The organism is Acidimicrobiales bacterium, assembly GCA_025455885.1.
In the GTDB taxonomy this organism is placed as follows: Bacteria; Actinomycetota; Acidimicrobiia; order Acidimicrobiales; family Acidimicrobilacustridaceae; genus Rhabdothermincola_A.
On sequence record JALOLR010000001.1, the window covers coordinates 266,982 to 287,673 of the forward strand.

The window sequence follows — 20,692 nt, forward strand, 5'->3', positions numbered from 1 at the left end:
TCGGGGCCTCAGTCGGTGGAGGCGAGGGTCGGCGGGAGCGTCGTCAGCGCACACGTAGATGACGCGGCGATGCCTGGCCAAATGCTGGCTGAGTTGGTATTGGCGAGATTCCCCGGCCCAGTACGGCCCTGGAAAGTGCATGACCACCGGAAGGCTGTGGCTCTTGGCCCCGACCGTCTTCTCGAAAGGTGCTTCGCTGTGGGGCGCTGAGATGGCGATGCCTACGGATGGCTCCCGCCCGATCGCAGACTGCGCAACCGCTTCTTGACCATTCACGTGACGACCACGCCCGAGCCGGCGCTCAGTCGCATAGGTGGGGGTCCGAATCTCCGAAGCGCGTAGCTCGCCATGCCGCGCAGGCATGCTCTCTTCTCGCTCGCCGGCTCCGGTCCCACCACGACCCGATGTAACTGCCGGAGCGCGAGATCGAGTGCTGACTTTTGGCCCCCATACTTCCGGTATGTCTCCAACATGTTCCGAGTCGACAGGTACGCGGTTACTCGGCGACGTTCGGGATCCTGTCCACCAGCCCGTTGGCTGGCTCTGTGGTCACCCGAGACAGCGACACGCCAGCCGCTGCTCCTGAGTCGGAGGCCGAGGTCAACATCCTCTCCATAAAGAAAAAAGCGATCATCGAACCCGCCGATCTCGATCAGCGCGCCCGTCCTCCCGACGAGCACGGCACCATCGAGCCAATCGACGTCGTGAAGACCGAAGTCGTAGGTTCCAAAGTGGAACGCCCCGCCTCGGTGAAATCCGCCGCCGCCGCTGAAGAAATCGCCCTCTGGACTGAAGAGCACCGGGCCGATCAGCGCCAGGCCGGGCTCCTGAATGATCGCGGCGCTGAGTTCGAGAAGTGCAGTGCGTGAGATGCAGGCGTCGTGGGTGAGGAGTACGGTGACTTGCCAGTTGTGCGCTTCAGCATATTCCAGTCCGCGATTCATCCCAGCGGAGTAGCCGAGGTTGACGTCGGACGACCAGATTTGGTAGTCCGTCCGCGGGGGTGAGGGGCAGGAAGCGGCACTGATGATGATGGCGATCTGGGATGCCGAGAACCCCTCATTGACCAGCAAGTCAGCTTGCTGGGTCGCTAGCCGACTATCCCGATAGGCCAGAATAATCACCCCGACCTTGTCGGCCAGGGATTCCGGGACGATCTCTCGGTCGCCTGCAAGGTGCGCCGCCTTGCCGGCCTGCATGAAATCGACTTCCGGTGAGCGCGGACGGCCGGGGCTCGACCTCGTCGGCTTTCCAAGAGGCACGTGTTCAATGACGCGCTTTAGGGCCCTATCTCCTCCGTCAACCCACTGTTTCGGAAGCCAGTCTGAGGTCCGGGCTCTGCGCCAAAATCTGCCCAGCTGTTGCCTAGCACCCTCCGGTGAGTCGAAGTCGAAGTACCGAGGCGCTGTCGCCAGGAGTGCCCGCTGCGTTGGATTGAGGCTTTCTGGCGAGCGGACAATCACGCTCTCGCCAGTATGAGGTACGATACCGAGCGATCTCATGTTGAAGATATGAGTCTCGGAACGGTGTCTGGGGCGGTCGAGTTCCGCATGAGAGAAGGATGCGTACTTCTGGCCGACTGATAGCGCCTCTTCCAGATAGGTGAAGTGGGAGCCCGCGTCAGCCAGATGCAAGGCGGGGATGGTTGCCCGCAGTTCACTTGGAGTGCCGAGCGCTCCGACTCGACAGGCTCGGGCTGCGGTCCAGGGATCGAAGAGCTCCCAATTGGCACGCCAGAAGCATGACCGTTGCGATAGAGCCGCGGTATCGAAAGGACGGAGCCGAAGATGCTCGAGCATGTTCGGATCGGGAATCTCGTCAGCATCGGCGATAATCGCGATGTCCTCTGGGTCTGCGTCACCCAAGCCTCTGAGGATCGCGTCGCGCTGAAACCTCTCAGCTGCCCAGCGATCAGGGATCGGAGGTGGGAGATCCTCTACCACAACATGGTTGATTCGGTTGACGTGACGGGAGAAGCGATTGCGGTTCTCTTCGAAGTGGAGTGGTTTCGCTAGGCCGCTAAAGGTTCGGGTGGCTTCCACGAGCACGAACCGGTGAACGACAGAGGAAAGATGGTCGAGCCGGAACTCCAAGAGGTCGAGCTCGGTCGAGAATGTGAAACAGTCGAAGATCCGGGAAACGCGAGTCAACTGCCCGACCTTGCTGACGTTGGCCGGGGGAGGGGGTCTATGGTCTGAGACACATACGAAAAGTCCGGGAGCACTGTGGACGAAGCGAGCGCCTCTTGAATGTTGTCGCCCGGGAACGGAATTGAGGGTCCAACACGGAAATGAGCGGCACCCTCGACAGCGTCAACGATTCCAGGGCTACATGCAAAGAGGTCGACTCGATATTCGCCGGGTAGTAGCCAGGGTTGGACCATTCGGAGGGTGACAACATGGGTCTCCGAGGGTTCGAGCCAGAGGCCGATGAGGCGGGAGTCGCACTGGGCGATCACGGTGCCCTTGCTGTCGACGATATGGGCGGAGACGAAGTAGGGAGCGGTCGCCTCCGTGGTAGGGGTGACGGTGAACCGCACCCCCTTGGGCGAGGTGGCCTTGTCGGGATCCCCGACCACGACAACATCATCGATGTGAAGCACTGCCTCAGGGCTGCGGCGTCGTTGTTGCGGACGGTCGGTCCTTATCGATCCGATGTAGGCGTCCGCTGCTTCGATCACTGCACCGTCGAACGCAAGCGCACCGTCCATGAGGAGGATGGCCCGATCGCAGAGCTGGGTGATGGAGGCGAGCTGGTGGCTGACGAACAGCACCGTGCGCCCGTCGACGGCGACGTCGTGCATCTTGCCGAGGCACTTCTTCTGGAACTCCTGGTCGCCGACCGCCAGAACCTCGTCGACGAGAAGGATCTCGGTCTCGAGGTGCGCGGCGACGGCAAACGCCAGGCGCACGTACATGCCGCTGGAGTAGCGCTTCACCGGGGTGTCGAGGAACTTCTCGACGCCGGCGAAGTCGACGATGGCGTCGAACTGGCGGTCAATCTCCTTGCGGCTCATGCCCAGGATCGACCCGTTCAGGTACACGTTCTCCCGCCCCGTGAGTTCGGGATGGAAGCCCGTCCCGACCTCGAGTAGCGACCCGACCCGCCCCCACAGGTCGATGCGGCCGGCGGTGGGGCCGGTGATGCGGGTGAGCAGCTTCAGCAGCGTGCTCTTGCCGGCGCCGTTGCGGCCGATCACGCCGAGCACCTCGCCCTGCTTCACCTCGAAGCTCACGTCGCGTAGCGCCCAGAAGTCCTCGCGCTCGTTGCGTCGGAACGGGTGCTTCGCTCGCTCCAACGCCACCTGGGCCAGGGTGACGTGGTCGTTGGTCTGGTGGCGGATCGTGTAGGCCTTGCCCAGGCCCTCGACGCGGATGGCGACGTCAGATGACATCGGCGAACTGCCTCTCCATGCGACTGAAGATCACCGTGCCGACGGCCAGCACCAGGAGCGACACGCCGATGGCGTAGGCCGCCAGTGCCGCCGACGGCCGGGGGGTGCCGATGAGCGACCAGCGCATCCCCTCCAGCAGGCCCGTCAGCGGGTTCAGCTCGATCAGCCACTGGGCGTCGGCGGGCACGTCGGCCAGCGTGTAGGCCACCGGGCTGGCGAACAGCAGGAACTGCACGGCGACCGGCAAAATGTAGGAGATGTCGCGGTAGCGCACCATCAGCGCCCCGGCGGCGAGGCCGATCCCGAGGCCCAGAGCGACGACCATCAGGAACCACAGGGGAAAGGTGATGAACCCCAGACCGGGGCGCACCCCGGTGACCCCCAGGAGCACGAGCAACAGGGCCAACGACACGACCGCATCGACCATGGTCGAGAGCACGGTGGAGATCGGCAGCAACAGCCTGGGGAAGTACACCTTGCCGACCAGCTGGGCGTTGCCGACCAGCGAGCCGCTGGCCCGGTTGGTCACCTGACTGAACGCCGTCCACGCCACCATGCCGGCCAGGGTGAACACGTAGTACGGGACGTCGGGCGACGGGCTGGGGAGGTCGGCCACCCCGCCGAACACGAAGGTCAGGATCCCTGCCGCCAGCAGCGGTACCAGGATCACCCAGATCACCCCGAGGGCGGTCTGGCGGTAGCGCAGCGTGATGTCGCGCGCTGCGAAGCGCACCGTGAGCTCGCGGAACGACCACAGCTCCTTCGGCGACGCGGGCAGCCACGAGCGTCGCGGCTTGATGGTGATGAGGGGCGGGGGGGCCACCGAGGCGGTCACGGAATCGCTGGACACGAGGCCTGGAGTCTACGACCGGGAGGGCGCGGGGTCGACGACCTCACCGGGGGCCGAAGCAGCGCCGCCACAGCACCGCCGGGGTGCGCACGAAGATGTCGAGGTCCATGCGCAGCGTCCACTCGTCGACGTAGCGCAGGTCCAGCTCGGTGTACTTGCCGAAGTCCGGGTCGGTGTGCCCGTCGAGCTGCCACAGCCCGGTGATCCCCTGGGGCATCAGCTCCCGGCGGCGCAGCTCGTCGGGGAACTGGGCGGCCTCGGCGGGCAACGCCGGACGGGGCCCGATGATGCTCATCGTCCCTTCGAGGACGTTCACGAACTGGGGGAGCTCGTCGAGGCTCGTGCGGCGCAACCAGCGGCCCGACCGGGTCACCCGGGGGTCGTCGGCCACCTTGAACAGCGGGCCCCGACGCTCGTTGACGTGGGCCAGGTCGGCCTTGCGCCGCTCGGCGTCGCGCACCATCGTCCGGAACTTGTAGATGGTGAACAGCCGCCCGTCGCGCCCCAGGCGGGTCTGGCGGAAGATCACCGGTCCGCCGTCGTCGAGCCAGATCATCACCGCGATGGCGGCGAAGAGCGGCGAGAGCACCACCAGCACCACCGCCGCCACCACCACGTCGAACAGCCGCTTCACCCACAGCCGCACCGTGCGCTTCGGGGGCCGGCGCAGCACCGGGCGCACCGACGGGACGACCGACGGTGCCGAGCTCTCCACCGCCGTTCTCTCGACTGCGCTCACCGTGTCTCCTGGTTCCCGGGCGGGGGTCCTGGGCTCCCGTCGCCGACAGTAGCCGTGCCCCTGGCATCGGCACGCCACTCCCGGGTCCTGTAACGGAGAGTTCTCGCGACGTCCTCCCGGACGTCACCCCGCCGGCGCCCCCGCCCCCGGCGTCGCCGCCTCGAACGCGGTGCGCACCGCCGCCACCGCGTCGTCCACCGGCATCCGAGGCAGCGCGATGGCGGGCACCGTCTCGCAGAGCGCGGCGAGCACGTCGAGGGCGCCGGTCACCGCGAACGTCTCCGCGAACGTCGAGCGCAACAGCTCCACCAGGGCGTCCACCGGGGCGAGGGGCGTGGCCACCGGCGTGTCCTCCGGGTCGGCACCGTCGGGCCGACCCAACAGCACCAGCAGCGTCGGGGTGCCACCCGACGACACCGTCCCCAGCCGCGTCGGCACCACCCGCTCCTTGGCCACCCGCTCGTCGCCGGCCGGCTCGAGCCCCAGCAACCGCTGGGAGTCCACCGACAGATCCAGCGCTTTCGGATACGGCGCCACCCGGCCGGTGCCGGGGTCGAGCAGCACCAGCTCGTCGGTCACGTAGGCGAACCCGGCCTGCACCAGCGCGGCGGTGAGCGTGCTCTTGCCGCGCCCGCTCTCCCCGGCGACCACCACCACCCGGCCGTCGCGCTCCACCGCCCCGGCATGCCACAGCACCCGACCGGTCGACCCGGCGATGGCCACCAGGTTCAGCTGAGTCATCAACGTCTCCAGCGCCTCGGCCCCGTCGGCCGCCGCCGACACCACCTGGCCGTCGAGCACCACCCGCCACCGCCCCCCGGACGAGGGCGGCACCAGCCATGCGGTGTGCTCGGCGTCGTCGGGATCGGCCTCGTCGTCGTCGCCGGGCGCCTGCCCGTCGCCCGGGGGCGTGCGGGGGAGCGGGGCCAACAGGTCCTCGGTGGCGGCGGCCACGGCCTCGTCGCTCGTGCGCACGACGAGGGTCGTGCCCGCCAGCCCCACCGGGCCCACCGTGTGGACCCCGTCGGTGCGGGCCAGGAGGCGCTCCACCGTCGGGGCCCACCGCTGCCGGCGAGCGGCGCGGGGGTCGCCCGGGTCGGGCTGACCGGGCGAGCGCGTCGGGGGAGGCTCGGGGGGCGCGTGGCTGCCCGCCGGGTGCACCAGGCCCTCGGCCCGGAACGACGTCAACGCGTCGGTCACGTCGGCGCGCAGACGGTCGGCGTCCACCCCGGTCTCGTCGTGGAGCAGCGCCACGAGGTCGTCGACGCTGCGCCGCCCGTCCACCGCGTCGAGGATCAGCCCGGCGCTCGGGTTCAGCACGTGGCACACCGAGGTCGCCCGGTCGAACACCACCAGGCGATCGCCGACCACGGCCCGCAACGGGTGCGGGTTGGGCACCAGCACGTCCGTCGGCCCCGGGGGCCGGAGCGGCTCGTTCAGCGAGAAGGCACGCACCCCGGTCCCGTCGCCGCAGCCGACGCACGGCGGGTCCCGGCGTGCGCCGTCAGGGGCGGCGGCGGAGGTCGGGCCACCACGCAGACGATCCCGGAGCCGGTCCCACACGCCGGCGAGTCTGACGGGCGCGGCCGCAGCCGGTCCACCCGCCGGGAGGCGACCCACGAATCCTTACTCAGGAAAGAGTCGAACCGGCTCGGCAGTCCGTCTAGCATCCCTGCTGCAGGGCCTCGTCCGATCCCCCGTAGGAGCCCCCTGATGTCCGAGACCACGCCCGAGGCGCCCCCGCACCCGGGTCCGTCCCGCCGCACCGTCCTCAAGGGCGCCGCCGTCGGCGCCGGCGCGCTCTGGGTCACGCCCACCGTGCTGTCCCTCGGCGCCACCCCCGCCGCCGCCAGCCCCGCCGGCTGCAACATCTGCCTCCCGCCAGCCAACCAGCTGATCCCCCTTGCGGTGGGGAACGGGACTTCTCTGGTCGGCTGGACGAACCAGGCGAACATCGAGGCAGTGGGCGGGGTGTTCCGGACGTCCAACTTCTTCACGCAGGGCTCGGCCCGATTCGTCCCCCCGGATTTCACCACGGAGTGCATTGCTCGCTTCGCCAGCCAGACCCCCGTCGACCTGACCCTCGCGGCGAATCTCACTGCGCCCGGCAGCCCCTCGTCGGTGACCGTCACCTTCTACAGCACCCCAGGTGGCGTCGGAACGCCCGTCGGTTCCCCGATCACCATCGCGAGCAACACAGTTCAATCGGCCAGTGGCCCCATACCCCCGGGGGCGGTCAGCCTCCGCGTCACGATGACCACAGGCTTCTGGTTGTTCGCCAGGGGTACCGTCGACAACATCACGCTGACCGTCGGTACCTGCTGACGAAGCGATGGTCGGGGAGGGGAGATTCGAACTCCCGGCCTCCTGCTCCCAAAGCAGGCGCGCTAACCAAGCTGCGCCACTCCCCGGACCGCCCGAGCGTACCGGCCCGCCGAAGCACCCCTTGATCCGTCGCCGGACGCGGATCCAACTCGCCCACGGGCGGGATGGGCGGCGCCGCAGCGGCGTCTAGCGTCGCCACGATGTCGGACGGTGATCCGCTGGTCCAGCCCCCTGAGCACCTGCAGTCGGCGATCGCCGGCGACTCGCTCCTCCTGCTCGACTCCATGGCCGGATCCACGTTCACCTTCTCCGGTGGTGCGGCGTTCGTGTGGACGTCGACCGTCGGCCCCCCGCTCCGGCCCTCCGACATCGCGCGTGAGATGGCCGAAGACATCGGGGGATCTGCCGACGATCACCTCCCCTACGTGCAGCGAACCGTTCGGCAGCTCCTCGACCAGGGCCTCCTCGTCCACGCCCGAAGTACGACAGCGAACCCCCGACCCGCACCGCCGCCCATCGCTCCGTCACGCTCCCGCCGGCTCGCACAGATCCGGGGTGCCCTGGCCGGCCGGAGCGGGCCGGCCTGCACCGTGGCGACCGGGGCCACGACGACCGAGCTCGTGAGCGACGACCCGGGGGACGGCCGGTTCCTCGCCGCAGCCCTCGCGTCGATGAAGGCCGAGACCAGCCAGCCGCCCGAGCACCAGATCGCCACCGTCCGCTCACGTCGCGCCGAGTTGCCGTTCCGCCTCTTCGTCGACGGCCGCCGACGACACCGCGCCGCCAATCGGGACGAGCTGCTCCGCCAGGTGGTGTTCGAGCTCAACGCGCTCGCCCGAGCCGTGAGCGGAGCCGCCGTCGCGCTCCATGCAGGGGCCGTCGAGCTCGACGGCAGGGTGCTGCTCGTCGCCGGGGAGAGCGGCGCAGGCAAGAGCACGCTGACCGCCGCCCTCGTCCAGCGCGGGGCGAGCTACCTGACCGACGAGGTGGCCGTCGTCCGCCTCCCCTCCGGTGGGGTCGCACCCTTCCCGAAGCCGATCGACCTCTCGTCGACGAGCCGGCGGCTGCTGGGGATCGCACCACCCCCCGAGGTCGGCGGCGAGGACCCGGTCGAGAAGCTTCCGCTCCCCGCGCCCTCCCTCGGCCCGACGTCGACCGGTGGCACCGCAGCCGCCGTCCTGGTGCTCGATCCGGAACCCTCCGGCCCGCATCCGATCGACGGCCCCGAGGCACGAGCGACCACCGTCCTCCGTCACGCGTTCCGCGAGCCGTTCGATCAGCCGTCGGGCGGCGAGCTGCTCCAGGCGCTGGTCGAGTGGTCGTCGAGGACCACGATGGTCCGCCTGGGCCGTGTGCCGCTCCCTGCCGCGTGCGACGTGGGGCTGGGCCTGCTCGCCTCGAGCCGTGCCGAAGCACGGACGCCACCGGGAGCGTGAGTCGTCCGGCCCCTTTTCCGGCGCGAGACCCTGGGGTGCAGGGGGAGCCGGGATAGGCGTTGTAGGGTTCCCCGATGTCCGAGATCGAAGGTGTGGCCAATCACATGGACGCCGTGGACCGACGGCGGTTCCTCGTGAAGGCGGGAGCCACCGCCGCCGTCGCCGGTGGTCTCTGGGCCGCTCCGGAGATCCTGACGCCCAGCCGGGCCTTCGCCGGCACCAGCTGCGTGCTCAGAGCATCGACCTTGAACAACGCCTTGACGCCACCACAGTGGCGGACCCTGTCATGGCCGGCGTCCGGCTCCTATCCCGCTGTCGCACTGACCGTTCCCCCCGCGTCGAACATTGCGATCGGCAGTCCGAGCCCGAACACCGGCAACGCCTCCATCAGAGTCCCCGTCCTCACGGGGGTCGGCGTCCCGAGCGTCCCGGTGTTCTACTTCGATCTCAACGACGCCGACGGCACTGCCGGTGGCGGCGAGGGTTGGACCACCACCTTCGTGTTCTCGGTACCCGTCTTCAACGTCGAGTTTCGCGTCTGGGACATCGATCGCAACACGACGAGCGATGGGAACGGTCAGAACTACCGAGACTCGGTCAGCGTGACGGCCACGGGAGGGGCCACGGTGTCCGGGACGGCTCCGGGAGGCGGCGTGTCCGGGACCCCAGCGGGGCCGTTCCTCGGCGACATCGTGGGCAACGAGTTGGAGACCCGATCATACGTCGACTTCTTCCTCAGTGGCGCCGTCACGAGCTTCACCCTCGTCTACAGGAACGCCATCCCAGCCGGTCAGGACGGAACCCGGATGATCATCGGGATCGGCGACATCGGCTTCTGCCGATAGGCCTTCGAGCCGGCTCGGTCAGGCGGGCGCCGCGACCGCGGACGTCGTGGGAGAGGTCGTGGGCGTTGTCGTGGGATCCGGGACCGAGATCGCAGCGGTCCCCGCAGGCGGGGGCACGGTCACCGTGCGACAGCCCAACAGCACGTTGGTGCCCGGCGCCACCTTGTCGATCGGGTAGACGCACACCTCCCACACGCCCGGATCGGCCGGCACGGTGACGTCGATCCCGTGGGGCTGCGACGAGTACGACGGGTACGCCGCCCCCACGTCCGGCCGGGGCGTGTTCGCCACGTGGCTGCCGCCCCACCACGGGCCGATGTACACGTGCACGTCGATGGGTGACACCTGGTCGGGGTCGAGCGCCCAGCCGAGCACCCGGAACCCGCCCGCCACCGGCCACACCGCCTCCAGGTTCCCGATCGGGCTCCCGCTCATCGGCAGGGTGTTGTACAGCCCGAAGTACTGGCCGGGGAACAGCTTGCCGCCGTCACCGATCCACTCCCAGTGCCACGGCTCGGGCACCGGGCCGCCCTGCTTCATGCCCTTCGGGTGGATCCAGCCGAAGATGCCGGCGTTGGCCACCAGCCACGCGTAGCCCGGGCTGTCGAAGGTCATCGGCGCCGAGCCCTCGCGCCAGTCGACCGCCTTACCCCACCCGTGGTTCGACGTGCCCGGCACCGCCGCCATGTGGCACGCCCCCCGGGCGCACCACGACTCGCGCGCCGCCACCTGGCCGGCGTAGTCGCGGTAGCAGCTCGACGGCGTGATCGTCACGCCGCCCGCCTTGGCCGCCGAGATCATCTCCCGCATCGACTGCGCCATCTCCCAGTACACCTTGCAGCCCGGCACGACCTCCACCAGGCGCTCCGCCCCCAGCTGGCCGTTCGACGCCCCGAACACCGGGTTGGCCCGGTTGTTCTCGTCGAGCTGGTAGCAGGCCGCGCCGACCAGCGTCAGCACCACCACCATCGCCGCCATCACCACCGCCGGACGACGGCGACGCCCGCGACCGACCGCAGCGGGCGGCGGGCCGGCGGGGGAGAGGAAGGACGCGGGGACGGACGGCACGGTCATCGACAGCTCCGGGAGAAGAGGCGGCTCCAGGGGTGATCGGCACGCACGACGCAGCACTTCAGCCCCGATCTCGGCACGGCGGCGCCGAGCCCGGGCCACGCCCTCCCCGCCGGTTCGGGCCGTCGCCGCCCCCCGGTACACTCGCCGGACTGTGAATGCCACCGTCGAGCCCCTCGAGGGCAACAAGGTCAAGCTCTCGATCGAGGTCGACGAGGACGAGTTCGAGACGGCGGTCGACGCCGCCTTCCGCAAGATCGCCAAGGAGGTGCGCATCCCCGGGTTCCGCCCCGGCAAGGCCCCCCGCCGGCTCCTCGAAGCCCGCCTCGGCGTCACCGCCGGCCGGGTCCAGGCCCTCAACGACGCCCTCCCCGACTACTACCTCGCCGCGGTGCGCACCCACGAGGTCGACGTCATCGCCGCCCCCGAGTTCGACGTCACCTCCGGCGAGGAGTCCGGCCCGGTGGTGTTCGACGCCGTCGTCGAGGTCCGCCCCACCGTCGAGGTGCCCGGCTACCGGGGCCTCGTCGTCACCATCCCCTCCCCGGTGGCGAAGGACGACGAGATCGACGCCCAGATCGAACGCATCCGCGGCCAGTACGCCGAGCTCGAGGTCGTCGAGCGGGCCGCCACCTCCGGCGACTTCGTCACCATCGACATCGAGGGCAGCCAGGACGGCGAGGTGCTCGAAGGGCTCGTCGCCACCGCGTACCTCTACGAGGTCGGTTCCGGCGGCGTCGTCCCCGAGCTCGACGACGCCCTCGAGGGCGCCGAGGCCGGTGCCGAGCTCGGCTTCGACGCCGACCACCCCAACAACTCCGACGACACCCCCGAGGAGCCGCTGCACTTCTCGGTCACCGTCGCCGAGGTCAAGGCCAAGGTCCTGCCCGACCTCGACGACGCCTTCGCCTCCGAGGCCTCCGACTTCGAGACCCTCGTCGAGTGGCGCGACGACCTCGTCAACCGCATGAACGACGTCAAGCGGGCCCAGTCCGCCATGGCGCTGCGCGAAGGCATCGGCCAGGCCCTCGCCGAGCTCGTCACCGACGAGCTGCCCGACCCGCTCGTCGGCGCCGAGATGCAGGAACGCCTCCAGGACATGGCCCTGCGCCTCGAAGCCCAGGGCATGACCCTCGACCAGTGGATCCAGATGTCGGGCACCGACCAGGAGCAGTTCGTCGCCGACCTCCGCGAGACCGCCACCACCGCCGCCAAGGTCGACCTCGCCCTGCGCGCCGTCGCCGCCGCCGAGGGCCTCGAGGCCGACGACGACGACCTCGCCACCGAGTTCGCCGCCGTCGCCGAGCGCGTCGGCACCGACCCCGACGAGGTGCGGGCCCGCATCGACGAGAACGGCCAGGGCCCCGCGGTGCGCGCCGACATCGCCAAGCGCAAGGCCCTCGACTGGCTCGTCGAGACCGTCACCATCGTCAGCGACGACGGCGACCCCATCGACCGCGCCCAGCTCGAGATCGTCGAGCGCCCCGAACCCGACACCGAACCCGACGCCGGGCCCGAGGGTGCCGAGGCCTCCGCCGATAGCGTCGGCGACGACACGACGACCGGCGACGACCCGGCCGACGACACCGACACCCCCGAGGCGTCGACCAAGGAAGGGACCAGCGAGTGACCATCTCCAACGGTGCAGGCGCCAACGACCACCGGGCCTCCAACTACATCCCCAACCCGGCGGTCCTCTACGAGACCAGCCGCGGCCAGACCATTCAGGCCGACCTCTACTCGCGGCTGCTCAAGGAGAACATCATCTTCCTGGGCACCCCCATCGACGACACCGTCGCCAACCTCATCTGCGCCCAGCTGCTCCACCTCGAGTCCGAGAACCCCGACCGCGACATCAGCATCTACATCAACAGCCCCGGCGGCGACATCACCGCGCTGTTCGCCATCTACGACACGATGACGTTCGTCAAGCCCGACATCGCCACCATCTGCTTCGGCCAGGCCGCATCGGCCGCCGCCGTCCTCCTCGCGGCCGGCACCAAGGGCAAGCGACTCGCCCTCCCGCACGCCCGCGTCCTCATCCACCAGCCCTACGCCGGCGCCCAGGGCCAGGCCACCGACATCGAGCTGGCCGCCAAGGAGATCCTGCGCATGCGCAGCCTCCTCGAGGAGATCCTCGCCGCCCACACCGGCCAGACCGAGGAGAAGGTCCACCGCGACACCGACCGCGACTTTGTAATGTCGGCGGAGGAAGCCAAGGAGTACGGCATCATCGACGAGGTCATCTCGGCCCGCCAGCTCGCCGACATCTCCGGTCCGATCACCGCAGTCCAGTAGCACCCGACCACACGCACACGTCGCAGACCGGGGGAACCAGGTGGCCAAGTTCGGAGACGGGGGCGAGCTGCTCAAGTGCTCGTTCTGCGGCAAGTCCCAGAAACAGGTCAAGAAGCTCATCGCCGGCCCCGGCGTCTACATCTGCGACGAGTGCATCGACCTGTGCAACGAGATCATCGAGGAGGAGCTCGCCGAGACCGGCGACCTGCGCTTCGACGAGCTGCCCAAGCCCCGTGAGATCTTCGAGTTCCTGAACGACTACATCGTCGGCCAGGAGCCGGCCAAGAAGATCCTCTCCGTCGCCGTCTACAACCACTACAAGCGGGTGCAGTTCGACGCCGCCCACCACGACGAGGTGGAGCTGGCCAAGTCGAACATCATGCTGCTCGGCCCCACCGGGTGCGGGAAGACCCTCCTCGCCCAGACGCTGGCCCGCATGCTCAACGTGCCCTTCGCCATCGCCGACGCCACCGCCCTCACCGAGGCCGGCTACGTCGGCGAGGACGTCGAGAACATCCTCCTCAAGCTCATCCAGGCCGCCGACTACGACGTCAAGAAGGCCGAGACGGGCATCATCTACATCGACGAGATCGACAAGATCGCCCGCAAGAGCGAGAACCCGTCGATCACCCGTGATGTGTCCGGCGAGGGCGTGCAGCAGGCCCTGCTCAAGATCCTGGAGGGCACCACCGCCTCGGTGCCGCCCCAGGGGGGTCGCAAGCACCCCCACCAGGAGTTCATCCAGATCGACACCACCAACATCTTGTTCATCTGCGGCGGCGCCTTCGCCGGCATCGACAAGATCATCGAGAGCCGCATCGGCAAGAAGGGCGTCGGGTTCTCCGCCGAGCTGCGCAGCGACGACAGCGACCTCGGTGCCCTCTACGCCGACGTCCTCCCCGAGGACCTGTTGAAGTTCGGCCTCATCCCCGAGTTCATCGGCCGCCTGCCCGTCATCGGCGCCGTGTCCAACCTCGACCGCGAGGCCCTCGTCGAGATCCTCGTCGAGCCCCGCAACGCCCTCATCAAGCAGTACCGCAAGTTCTTCGAGTTCGAAGACGTCGAGCTCGAGTTCACCGACGACGCCCTCGCCGCCGTCGCCGACCAGGCCCTGCTACGCGGCACCGGCGCCCGCGGCCTGCGGGCCATCCTCGAAGAGGTGCTGCTCGGCGTCATGTACGAGCTGCCCAGCCGCGACGACGTCGAGAAGGTCGTCGTCGACGGCGACGTCGTGCGCGACAAGGTGAACCCCACCCTCGTCCCGCGCACCGCCACCCCCCGCGCCACCCGGCCCCGACGCGCCGCCAGCTGAGCCGGCGCCGCCCTCGTGGACTACCCCGAGGCGCTGCGCTTCCTCGACACCCACATCAACCACGAGGCCACCGCCGGGTTGATCCACGGGCTGTCGCTCGACGCCATGCGCAGCCTCGTCGGCGTCCTCGGCGACCCCCACACCGCCTACCCGACGATCCACCTCACCGGCACCAACGGCAAGGGCTCCACCGCCCGCATGATCAGCGCGCTGCTCGTCGAGCACAACCTCTCCGTCGGCAGCTACACCAGCCCCCACCTCCAGAAGGTCAACGAACGCCTGGCCTGGAACGGTGAGCCCATCGGCGACGACGCCTTCGCGGCCCTCGTCACCGAGATGGCCCGCCTCGGACCCCTCTCCGGCATCGAGCCCTCCTACTTCGAGCTGCTCACCGCCGCGGCGTTCACCTGGTTCGCGGAGATCGCCGTCGACGTCGCCGTCGTCGAGGTCGGCCTCCTCGGGCGCTACGACGCCACCAACGTCGTCGACGCCGACGTCGCCGTCGTCACCAACGTCGGCCGGGACCACACCGACGGGCTGGGCGACTGGCGCCGCCGCATCGCCGACGAGAAGGCCGGCATCGTCAAGCCCGACTCGCTGCTCGTGCTCGGTGAGACGGCCCCCGACCTTGTGCCCACCTTCCTCGCCGAAGGGCCCCGCGAGGCGTGGCGGCGCGGCGAGGAGTTCGACGTCGTCGACGACCTGCCCGCCGTGGGCGGACGACTCGTCACCGTGCGCACCCCGCACGGCGAGCTGTCCGAGCTGTTCCTCCCCCTCCACGGTCGCCACCAGGCCGACAACCTGGCCGCCGCCGTCGCCGCCGTCGAGGGGTTCTTCGGACGGGCCCTCGACGCCGACGTCGCCCGCCAGGCCCTCGCCGGCCTCACCATGCCGGGGCGCTTCGAGGTGGCCCGCCGCTCGCCCCTCGTGCTGCTCGACGGCGCCCACAACCCCCAGGGCGCCCTCGCCGCCGCCGACACCCTGGCCACCGAGTTCGACGTCCCCGGGCGGCGCGTCCTCGTGGTGGGGCTGTTGCAGGGGCGCGACCCGTTGGAGATGCTCGAGTCCTTCGACGCCCGCCGCGCCGACCTGCTGATCGCCTGCACGCCGGATTCGCCCCGGGCGCTGCCGGCCGAGGAGCTGGCCGCGGTGGCTCGGCGCCTGCCGGTGCTCACCGAGGTGGTGGCCGACCCCGCCGCCGCCGTCGCCCGGGCCCTGGCCGTCTCCACCGACGACGACGTGGTGCTGGTGGCCGGGTCGCTCTACCTGGTCGGCGCCGCCCGCACCGCCCTCGCCGAGCTGGATCAGGACGATTGACCCGCGCGCGGCCGCCGCCGGGCCGCGCGCTCCGGTCGCTCGGCTGCTCGCGAATCTTCCTCGAAAGGGGTTGCGTACACGCGTTCGATGTGGCAGGATGAGGTCCTTCCCCATCGACGCCTCGCCGGTTCCGGCGGGCGCCCCGGTCCGGTGCCGACACGAGGTCCGACATGGCGATGGTGGATGTGAGTTCCGCAGCGGCACCGACCGTCGCGTCGGGTCCGCCCGGCCCTCCGGCCGGAGTGGTCGAAGCCAGGGCGGCGCAGGCCGTCGTCGAGCGCCTGCTCGCCTCGTTCGACCCCGCGCTGGTCACCGTCGGGGCCGCGGCCGAGCTCGTCGAGGTGTTCGCCTCCATCGAGAACCTCGGCGCCGCCGGCAAGGCGCTGGCCGCCAAGCGGGTCGCCGATGGCGGCACCTGGCGCCGCCAGGGCTACAAGAACCCCGCCGAGTGGTTGGCCCGGCGCTCGGGGGCCAAGGTCGGCGACGCCGTGGGCGTGCTCCGCACGGCCGACGCCCTGCACGGCCTCGAGGCCACCACCCAGCGGTTCAAGGCCGGGCTGCTGTCGCCCCGCCAGGCCCGGGCGGTGGCCGGCGCCGCCTCGGCCGACCCTTCCGCCGAGGGCGCCCTCCTCGACGCCGCATCGCGCGGGACGCTCGACGACCTCGAGCGCACCGCCCGCCTGGTCCGCCAGGCCGCCTCCACCGAGACCGACGCCGCCCGGCGCCGGCGGTTGCACCGCGACCGTTCGGTGCGCACCTGGATCGACGACGAGACCGGCGCCGGGTGCGGCCAGTGGCGCCTCCCACCCGACGCCCACGCCCGCCTGGTGGCCTCCCTGGCCGGCGGCGCCGACCGTGCCTTCCGCCAGGCCCGGCGCGAGGGCCGGGTCGAGCCCGCCGCGGCCTACACCGCCGACGGGCTCATGGCCCTGGTCGACCACGACCGCGGCCTCGGCTCTGCCCCGGGTGGCCCGGGCGGAGCGCCCACCGGTCCCGCACCGACGCCTCGTGCTCCCGCTCCCGTAGGCGCCGCTCCTGTAGGAGCCGAACCCGTGGGCGTTGCCGACCGTGCGGGTACCGCTGCTGCGGCCACCGCCGACCCTTCGGGCACCGCCAACCCCGCGGGCGCTGCCGACCGTGCGGGTACCGCTGCTGCGGCCACCGCCAACCCCGCGGGCTTCGCTCCCAGGGGCCTCGCCGCTCCCGCGGGCACCGCTCCGGCCGTGCCGTCCCACCCGCCGGCGTCGCCAGCAACGTCCGAGGCGCACGCGTCGCCTGCGGGCCCGCTCGGGCCGGGCGCCCCGCCCGACGACGGGCCCGACCCGCCGCCCGGGCGCAGGCCGACCACCCGGTCGGGTTCGTGGCGAGACACCAAGATCCTCGTTCGGGTCGACGAGTCGGCCCTGCGCAGGGGCGAGGTCGCCCCGGGGGAGCGTTGCGAGGTCGCGGGGGTGGGCCCCGTGCCCGTGGCCGCCGTGCGGGCGTGGATCGCCGAGGGAGCCTTCACCGCGGCGATCGTCGCCGACGGCGTCGACATCCGCGCCGTCGCCCACCTCGGTCGACGGCCCCTGGCCCAGCAGATCACCGCTCTCCAGTGGATCCACGGCGACCGTTGCGCCGTGCAGGGCTGTGCCCGCACCACCAATCTCGAGATCGACCACGTCGAGCCGTGGGCCCGCACCCGGCGCACCACCCTCGACGAGCTCGCGCCGCTCTGCCCGCACCACCACGATCTCAAGACCTTCCAGGGCTTCACCCTCGGACCGCTCGACGCCGACGGCCGTCGAGCCCTCTCACCCCCGCTCGTGCCCCCGGCACCCAACCCCGAGGCCGGCGCCGCCCTCGACCACCCCGACGAGTGCGGCCCCGGCTGTGAGACCGATTGCGACGTCGAGGGCACCGACCCTGGCCTCCTGCGTGCCGCCCCGTCGTTGTTCGACGACTCGAGCTGACTCTGCACCGGGCCGGTGGCGGGCAGCCGGCCTTGCCGGATCGCGGCTTCGACCTTCACCTCGACCCGGACCACGGAGTCGAGGGCGGGCCGCGGCGGCGTCACTCGGGCCCAGGCCGTGACTTCGACGCCGCGCGGCGCGGCGTCTAGGTTGAGCGGCCCTATGGATCGCACCCTCGTCATCTGCAAGCCCGACGCCGTCGAACGCGGCCTCGTCGGCGAGATCATCTCCCGGCTCGAGCGGCGCACCCTCACCATCGTCGCCGCCGAGCTGCGCACCATCGACGTCGAGACCGCCGGCCGGCACTACGCCGAGCACGACGGCAAGCCGTTCTACGCCGACCTCGTGGCCTTCATCACCCGGGGCCCCGCCATGGTCCTCGTGGTGGAGGGCCCGGAGGACACCTGGAAGGTCGTGCGCACGATGATGGGCGCCACCAACCCCCGTGACGCCGCCCCCGGCACCATCCGCGGCGACCTCGGCATCCTCTTCACCGAGAACCTCATCCACGGCTCCGACGGCCCCGAGTCCGCCGCCCGCGAGATCGAGCTGTTCTTCCCCGGACTCTGATCAGGGCGCTGATCCGGATCTCGGCCGAGGCGGGAATTTGTTGCAGTTCGATTACGAAGCGGTACCCTGCGCCCGCGGGCGGAACGCATGCCACGGCTGACGCCGGGCGGCGCCGTCGCCTACCCTGAACTGACTTCTCGCCGCGGCGCCACCGGAAGGTCCCACATGGCCGGACAACTTCGCTCCTCGCTGTCCAACGTGGTCGGGCGCGACATGGCCGTCGATCTCGGCACGGCCAACACCTTGATCTACGTCCGCGGCGAGGGCATCGTCCTCAACGAGCCCTCGGTCGTCGCCGTCAACGCCAAGGACGGCCGGCCCGTCGCCGTGGGCACCGAGGCCAAGCGCATGATCGGCCGGACCCCGGCCCACATCCAGGCCATCCGACCGCTGAAGGACGGCGTCATCGCCGACTTCGACATCTGCGAGAAGATGCTGCGCTACTTCATCCAGAAGGTCCATCAGCGCAAGTGGTCCAAGCCCCGCATGGTCATCTGCGTGCCGTCGGGCATCACCCCGGTCGAGCAGCGCGCCGTGCAGGAGGCCGCCGAGTTCGCCGGCGCCCGCAAGCCCGCCTACATCATCGAAGAGCCCATGGCCGCCGCCATCGGCGCCGGGCTCCCCGTCCAGGAGCCCACCGGCAACATGATCGTCGACATCGGCGGCGGCACCACCGAGGTGGCGGTCATCTCCCTCGGCGGCGTGGTCACCTCCCAGTCGGTGCGCACCGGCGGCGACGAACTCGACGACGCGATCATCAACTACATCAAGAAGGAGTACAGCCTCGCCCTCGGCGAGCGCACCGCCGAGGAGGTGAAGATCGCCCTCGGGTCGGCCTGGCCCCTCGAGACCGAGCTGCACGCCGAGATCCGTGGCCGCGACCTCGTCACCGGCCTGCCCAAGACGATCGTCACCACCACCGAGGAGATCCGCGAAGCCCTCGAGGAGCCGGTCAGCTCGATCGTCGACGCCGTGAAGGTCACCCTCGACAAGACCCCCCCCGAACTCGCCGCCGACATCATGGAGCAGGGCATCGTCCTCGCCGGCGGCGGCGCGCTGCTCAACGGCATCTCCGCCCGCCTCGAGCACGAGACCGGCATGCCGATCGTGATCGCCCCGAACCCCCTGTACTCGGTGGCCATCGGGTCGGGCCAGTCCCTCGAGGAGTTCGACGCCCTCAAGGGCGTGCTGTTCTCGACCACCATCAACTGACAGCAGGGCGCACCGTGGCCCTACCCCGCCGCAGCGGTCGCCGCCGCTTCACGCTGGCCCTGCTGGTGCTCACCTCCGTCACCCTCCTCACCCTCGACTTCCGCGGGTTCGAGCCCATCGACCGGGCCCGCTCGGCGATGCTCTCCGTGCTCGCCCCCGTCGGCGACGTCGCCTCCAGCGTGTTCCGCCCCGTCACCGACCGGTGGGACGCAGCGTTCAACAGCGACGCGATCCTCGCCGAGAACGAACAGCTCCGCGCTCGCGTCGACGAGCTCGAGGGCCGGCTCACCAGCGGCTCGGTCGCCGAGGAGTCCCTCCAACAGCTCCTCGAACAGGTCGGGATCCCCTTCGTCGGCGACATCCCCACCGTCCAGGCCAAGGTCGTCTCGGGCGCGGTGTCCAACTTCGACACCACGCTCGAGCTCGACAAGGGCAGCTCCGTCGGCATCGCCCGGGCCATGCCCGTCGTCACCGGGCGGGGCCTCATCGGCCGGGTCGTCCAGGTCAGCGACAGCCGCTCCCGCGTCCAGCTGCTCACCGACGGCGACATGCAGGTCGGGTTCAACGTGGTGGGCACGCCCATCATCGGCACCGCCCGCGGCACCGGCCGCGCCGGCCAGCTCACCGGCACCGTCGACCTGGCCCGCGACGTCGCCCCCGGCCAGCTCCTCGTCACGAGCGGCCTGGCCGGGAGCCCCTACCCGGCCGGCATCCCCATCGGCACCATCACCGAGGTGCGCACCGACGAGGGCGCGCAGGAGAAGACGCTCGACATCACGATGCTCGCCGACGTGTTCGACCTCACCTTCGCCAGCGTCGTCCTCTACACGCCACCCTCATGACCTCCACGTGGCGCTACGCCGTCCTCCTCGGTTCCGCCGTCGTCCTCCAGCGGGCCGTGTTCTCCAACCTGCGCATCGCCGACGCCGTCGTCGACCTGCTGCTCGTCCTCGCCGTGGCCGCGGGCATCGCCGGGGGTGCCGAACGCGGCGCGGTGGTCGGCTTCTTCGCAGGGCTCCTCCTCGACCTCATGCTGCCCACCCCCATGGGCCTCGGCGCCCTCTCCTACCTGCTCACCGCCGCCGCCGTCGGCCGCCTCCGCGCCGCCGACCCCCGCGCCGCCCGCTGGCGCGTCGTCGCCCTCAGCGCCGGCGGCTGCGCCTTCGGGGTGGTCCTCTTCGCCCTCGTCGGCACACTGTTGGGCCAGGAGGGGTTCCTCACCTGGCACCTCCTCACCGTCGTCCTGGTGGTCGCCGTCTCCGGCGCCGTCCTCGGCCCGGCTGCCGTGCGGCTGTGCCGGTGGGCCAACGCCGACACCGACACCTTCCGTCCCGCGCTCCGCTGACGGCCGTCGTCTGCGAACCTTGAACT

18 protein-coding genes and 1 tRNA gene are annotated in these 20,692 nt (G+C 70.5%); 12 read left to right on the forward strand and 7 right to left on the reverse strand.

Annotated elements, in window-relative coordinates:
* Nucleotides 1-272 precede the first annotated feature (272 nt).
* From MUE36_01290 to MUE36_01310, 5 genes are all read right to left on the reverse strand, one after another.
* Nucleotides 273-2,150: a hypothetical protein gene (locus MUE36_01290; GenBank protein ID MCU0309562.1), complete on the reverse strand. Its 1,878-nt coding sequence runs from the start codon at nucleotides 2,148-2,150 to the stop codon at nucleotides 273-275.
* Entirely contained in the window at nucleotides 2,147-3,394 is a 1,248-nt protein-coding gene (locus MUE36_01295; protein MCU0309563.1) for a polysaccharide ABC transporter ATP-binding protein, read from the reverse strand. The genes MUE36_01290 and MUE36_01295 overlap by 4 nt, the downstream gene beginning before the upstream one ends.
* Nucleotides 3,384-4,244: an ABC transporter permease gene (locus MUE36_01300; GenBank protein MCU0309564.1), complete on the reverse strand. Its 861-nt coding sequence runs from the start codon at nucleotides 4,242-4,244 to the stop codon at nucleotides 3,384-3,386. Before MUE36_01300 ends, MUE36_01295 begins: the two co-directional genes overlap by 11 nt.
* A gap of 43 nt (nucleotides 4,245-4,287) precedes the next feature.
* A complete protein-coding gene (locus tag MUE36_01305) occupies nucleotides 4,288-4,983 on the reverse strand; it encodes a sugar transferase (GenBank protein MCU0309565.1) in 696 nt (231 codons plus the stop codon).
* Between the two features lie 123 nt (nucleotides 4,984-5,106).
* Nucleotides 5,107-6,438 (reverse strand): PqqD family peptide modification chaperone, encoded by a 1,332-nt coding sequence (locus tag MUE36_01310; GenBank protein MCU0309566.1) that lies wholly within the window; start codon nucleotides 6,436-6,438, stop codon nucleotides 5,107-5,109.
* Between the two features lie 258 nt (nucleotides 6,439-6,696).
* Between MUE36_01310 and MUE36_01315 the strand changes: the two genes are divergently transcribed.
* Nucleotides 6,697-7,308: a hypothetical protein gene (locus MUE36_01315; GenBank protein MCU0309567.1), complete on the forward strand. Its 612-nt coding sequence runs from the start codon at nucleotides 6,697-6,699 to the stop codon at nucleotides 7,306-7,308.
* Between the two features lie 8 nt (nucleotides 7,309-7,316).
* Here the strand turns inward: MUE36_01315 and MUE36_01320 are convergent.
* Nucleotides 7,317-7,394: transfer RNA gene (locus tag MUE36_01320), tRNA-Pro, on the reverse strand.
* 114 nt (nucleotides 7,395-7,508) lie between these two features.
* Between MUE36_01320 and MUE36_01325 the strand changes: the two genes are divergently transcribed.
* Both MUE36_01325 and MUE36_01330 read left to right on the forward strand, forming a co-directional pair.
* Complete coding sequence (locus MUE36_01325) at nucleotides 7,509-8,744, forward strand: hypothetical protein (protein MCU0309568.1); 1,236 nt, start codon at nucleotides 7,509-7,511, stop codon at nucleotides 8,742-8,744.
* A gap of 74 nt (nucleotides 8,745-8,818) precedes the next feature.
* Nucleotides 8,819-9,589, forward strand: coding sequence for a twin-arginine translocation signal domain-containing protein (locus MUE36_01330; protein MCU0309569.1), 771 nt, complete (start codon nucleotides 8,819-8,821; stop codon nucleotides 9,587-9,589).
* Nucleotides 9,590-9,607: 18 nt separating this feature from the next.
* Here the strand turns inward: MUE36_01330 and MUE36_01335 are convergent, their stop codons facing one another.
* Nucleotides 9,608-10,663 carry a M15 family metallopeptidase gene (locus tag MUE36_01335; GenBank protein MCU0309570.1) on the reverse strand — a complete coding sequence of 352 codons (1,056 nt, stop codon included), beginning with the start codon at nucleotides 10,661-10,663 and terminating at the stop codon, nucleotides 9,608-9,610.
* Between the two features lie 151 nt (nucleotides 10,664-10,814).
* Here MUE36_01335 and tig point away from each other — a divergent pair, with 151 nt between their 5' ends.
* The 9 genes from tig (at nucleotide 10,815) to mreD (ending at nucleotide 20,666) form a co-directional block, all read left to right on the forward strand.
* Complete coding sequence (tig, locus tag MUE36_01340; protein ID MCU0309571.1) at nucleotides 10,815-12,290, forward strand: trigger factor; 1,476 nt, start codon at nucleotides 10,815-10,817, stop codon at nucleotides 12,288-12,290.
* 47 nt (nucleotides 12,291-12,337) lie between these two features.
* Nucleotides 12,338-12,958 carry an ATP-dependent Clp protease proteolytic subunit gene (locus MUE36_01345; protein ID MCU0309572.1) on the forward strand — a complete coding sequence of 207 codons (621 nt, stop codon included), beginning with the start codon at nucleotides 12,338-12,340 and terminating at the stop codon, nucleotides 12,956-12,958.
* Between the two features lie 40 nt (nucleotides 12,959-12,998).
* Complete coding sequence (gene clpX, locus MUE36_01350) at nucleotides 12,999-14,270, forward strand: ATP-dependent Clp protease ATP-binding subunit ClpX (GenBank protein ID MCU0309573.1); 1,272 nt, start codon at nucleotides 12,999-13,001, stop codon at nucleotides 14,268-14,270.
* 15 nt (nucleotides 14,271-14,285) lie between these two features.
* On the forward strand, nucleotides 14,286-15,587 hold the full coding sequence (locus MUE36_01355; protein ID MCU0309574.1) for a Mur ligase family protein: 1,302 nt from the start codon (nucleotides 14,286-14,288) through the stop codon (nucleotides 15,585-15,587).
* Nucleotides 15,588-15,757: 170 nt separating this feature from the next.
* The gene (locus tag MUE36_01360) at nucleotides 15,758-17,539 is read left to right on the forward strand and encodes an HNH endonuclease (protein MCU0309575.1); all 1,782 of its coding nucleotides are present in this window, start codon (nucleotides 15,758-15,760) and stop codon (nucleotides 17,537-17,539) included.
* Between the two features lie 162 nt (nucleotides 17,540-17,701).
* Nucleotides 17,702-18,109 (forward strand): nucleoside-diphosphate kinase, encoded by a 408-nt coding sequence (ndk, locus tag MUE36_01365; protein ID MCU0309576.1) that lies wholly within the window; start codon nucleotides 17,702-17,704, stop codon nucleotides 18,107-18,109.
* Between the two features lie 165 nt (nucleotides 18,110-18,274).
* Complete coding sequence (locus MUE36_01370; protein ID MCU0309577.1) at nucleotides 18,275-19,321, forward strand: rod shape-determining protein; 1,047 nt, start codon at nucleotides 18,275-18,277, stop codon at nucleotides 19,319-19,321.
* A 14-nt stretch (nucleotides 19,322-19,335) separates the two neighbouring features.
* Nucleotides 19,336-20,163 carry a rod shape-determining protein MreC gene (locus MUE36_01375; GenBank protein MCU0309578.1) on the forward strand — a complete coding sequence of 276 codons (828 nt, stop codon included), beginning with the start codon at nucleotides 19,336-19,338 and terminating at the stop codon, nucleotides 20,161-20,163.
* Nucleotides 20,160-20,666, forward strand: coding sequence for a rod shape-determining protein MreD (mreD, locus tag MUE36_01380; protein MCU0309579.1), 507 nt, complete (start codon nucleotides 20,160-20,162; stop codon nucleotides 20,664-20,666). The genes MUE36_01375 and mreD overlap by 4 nt, the downstream gene beginning before the upstream one ends.
* The last annotated feature ends 26 nt before the right edge of the window (nucleotides 20,667-20,692 follow it).

Coding starts and splice junctions, on each gene's coding strand:
- MUE36_01295 (MCU0309563.1), bottom strand. CDS start 3,394: ATGTCATCTGACGTCGCCATCCGCGTCGAGGGCCTGGGCAAGGCCTAC.
- MUE36_01315 (MCU0309567.1), top strand. CDS start 6,697: ATGTCCGAGACCACGCCCGAGGCGCCCCCGCACCCGGGTCCGTCCCGC.
- MUE36_01325 (MCU0309568.1), top strand. CDS start 7,509: ATGTCGGACGGTGATCCGCTGGTCCAGCCCCCTGAGCACCTGCAGTCG.
- MUE36_01330 (MCU0309569.1), top strand. CDS start 8,819: ATGTCCGAGATCGAAGGTGTGGCCAATCACATGGACGCCGTGGACCGA.
- MUE36_01335 (MCU0309570.1), bottom strand. CDS start 10,663: ATGACCGTGCCGTCCGTCCCCGCGTCCTTCCTCTCCCCCGCCGGCCCG.
- MUE36_01360 (MCU0309575.1), top strand. CDS start 15,758: ATGGCGATGGTGGATGTGAGTTCCGCAGCGGCACCGACCGTCGCGTCG.
- ndk (MCU0309576.1), top strand. CDS start 17,702: ATGGATCGCACCCTCGTCATCTGCAAGCCCGACGCCGTCGAACGCGGC.
- MUE36_01370 (MCU0309577.1), top strand. CDS start 18,275: ATGGCCGGACAACTTCGCTCCTCGCTGTCCAACGTGGTCGGGCGCGAC.
- mreD (MCU0309579.1), top strand. CDS start 20,160: ATGACCTCCACGTGGCGCTACGCCGTCCTCCTCGGTTCCGCCGTCGTC.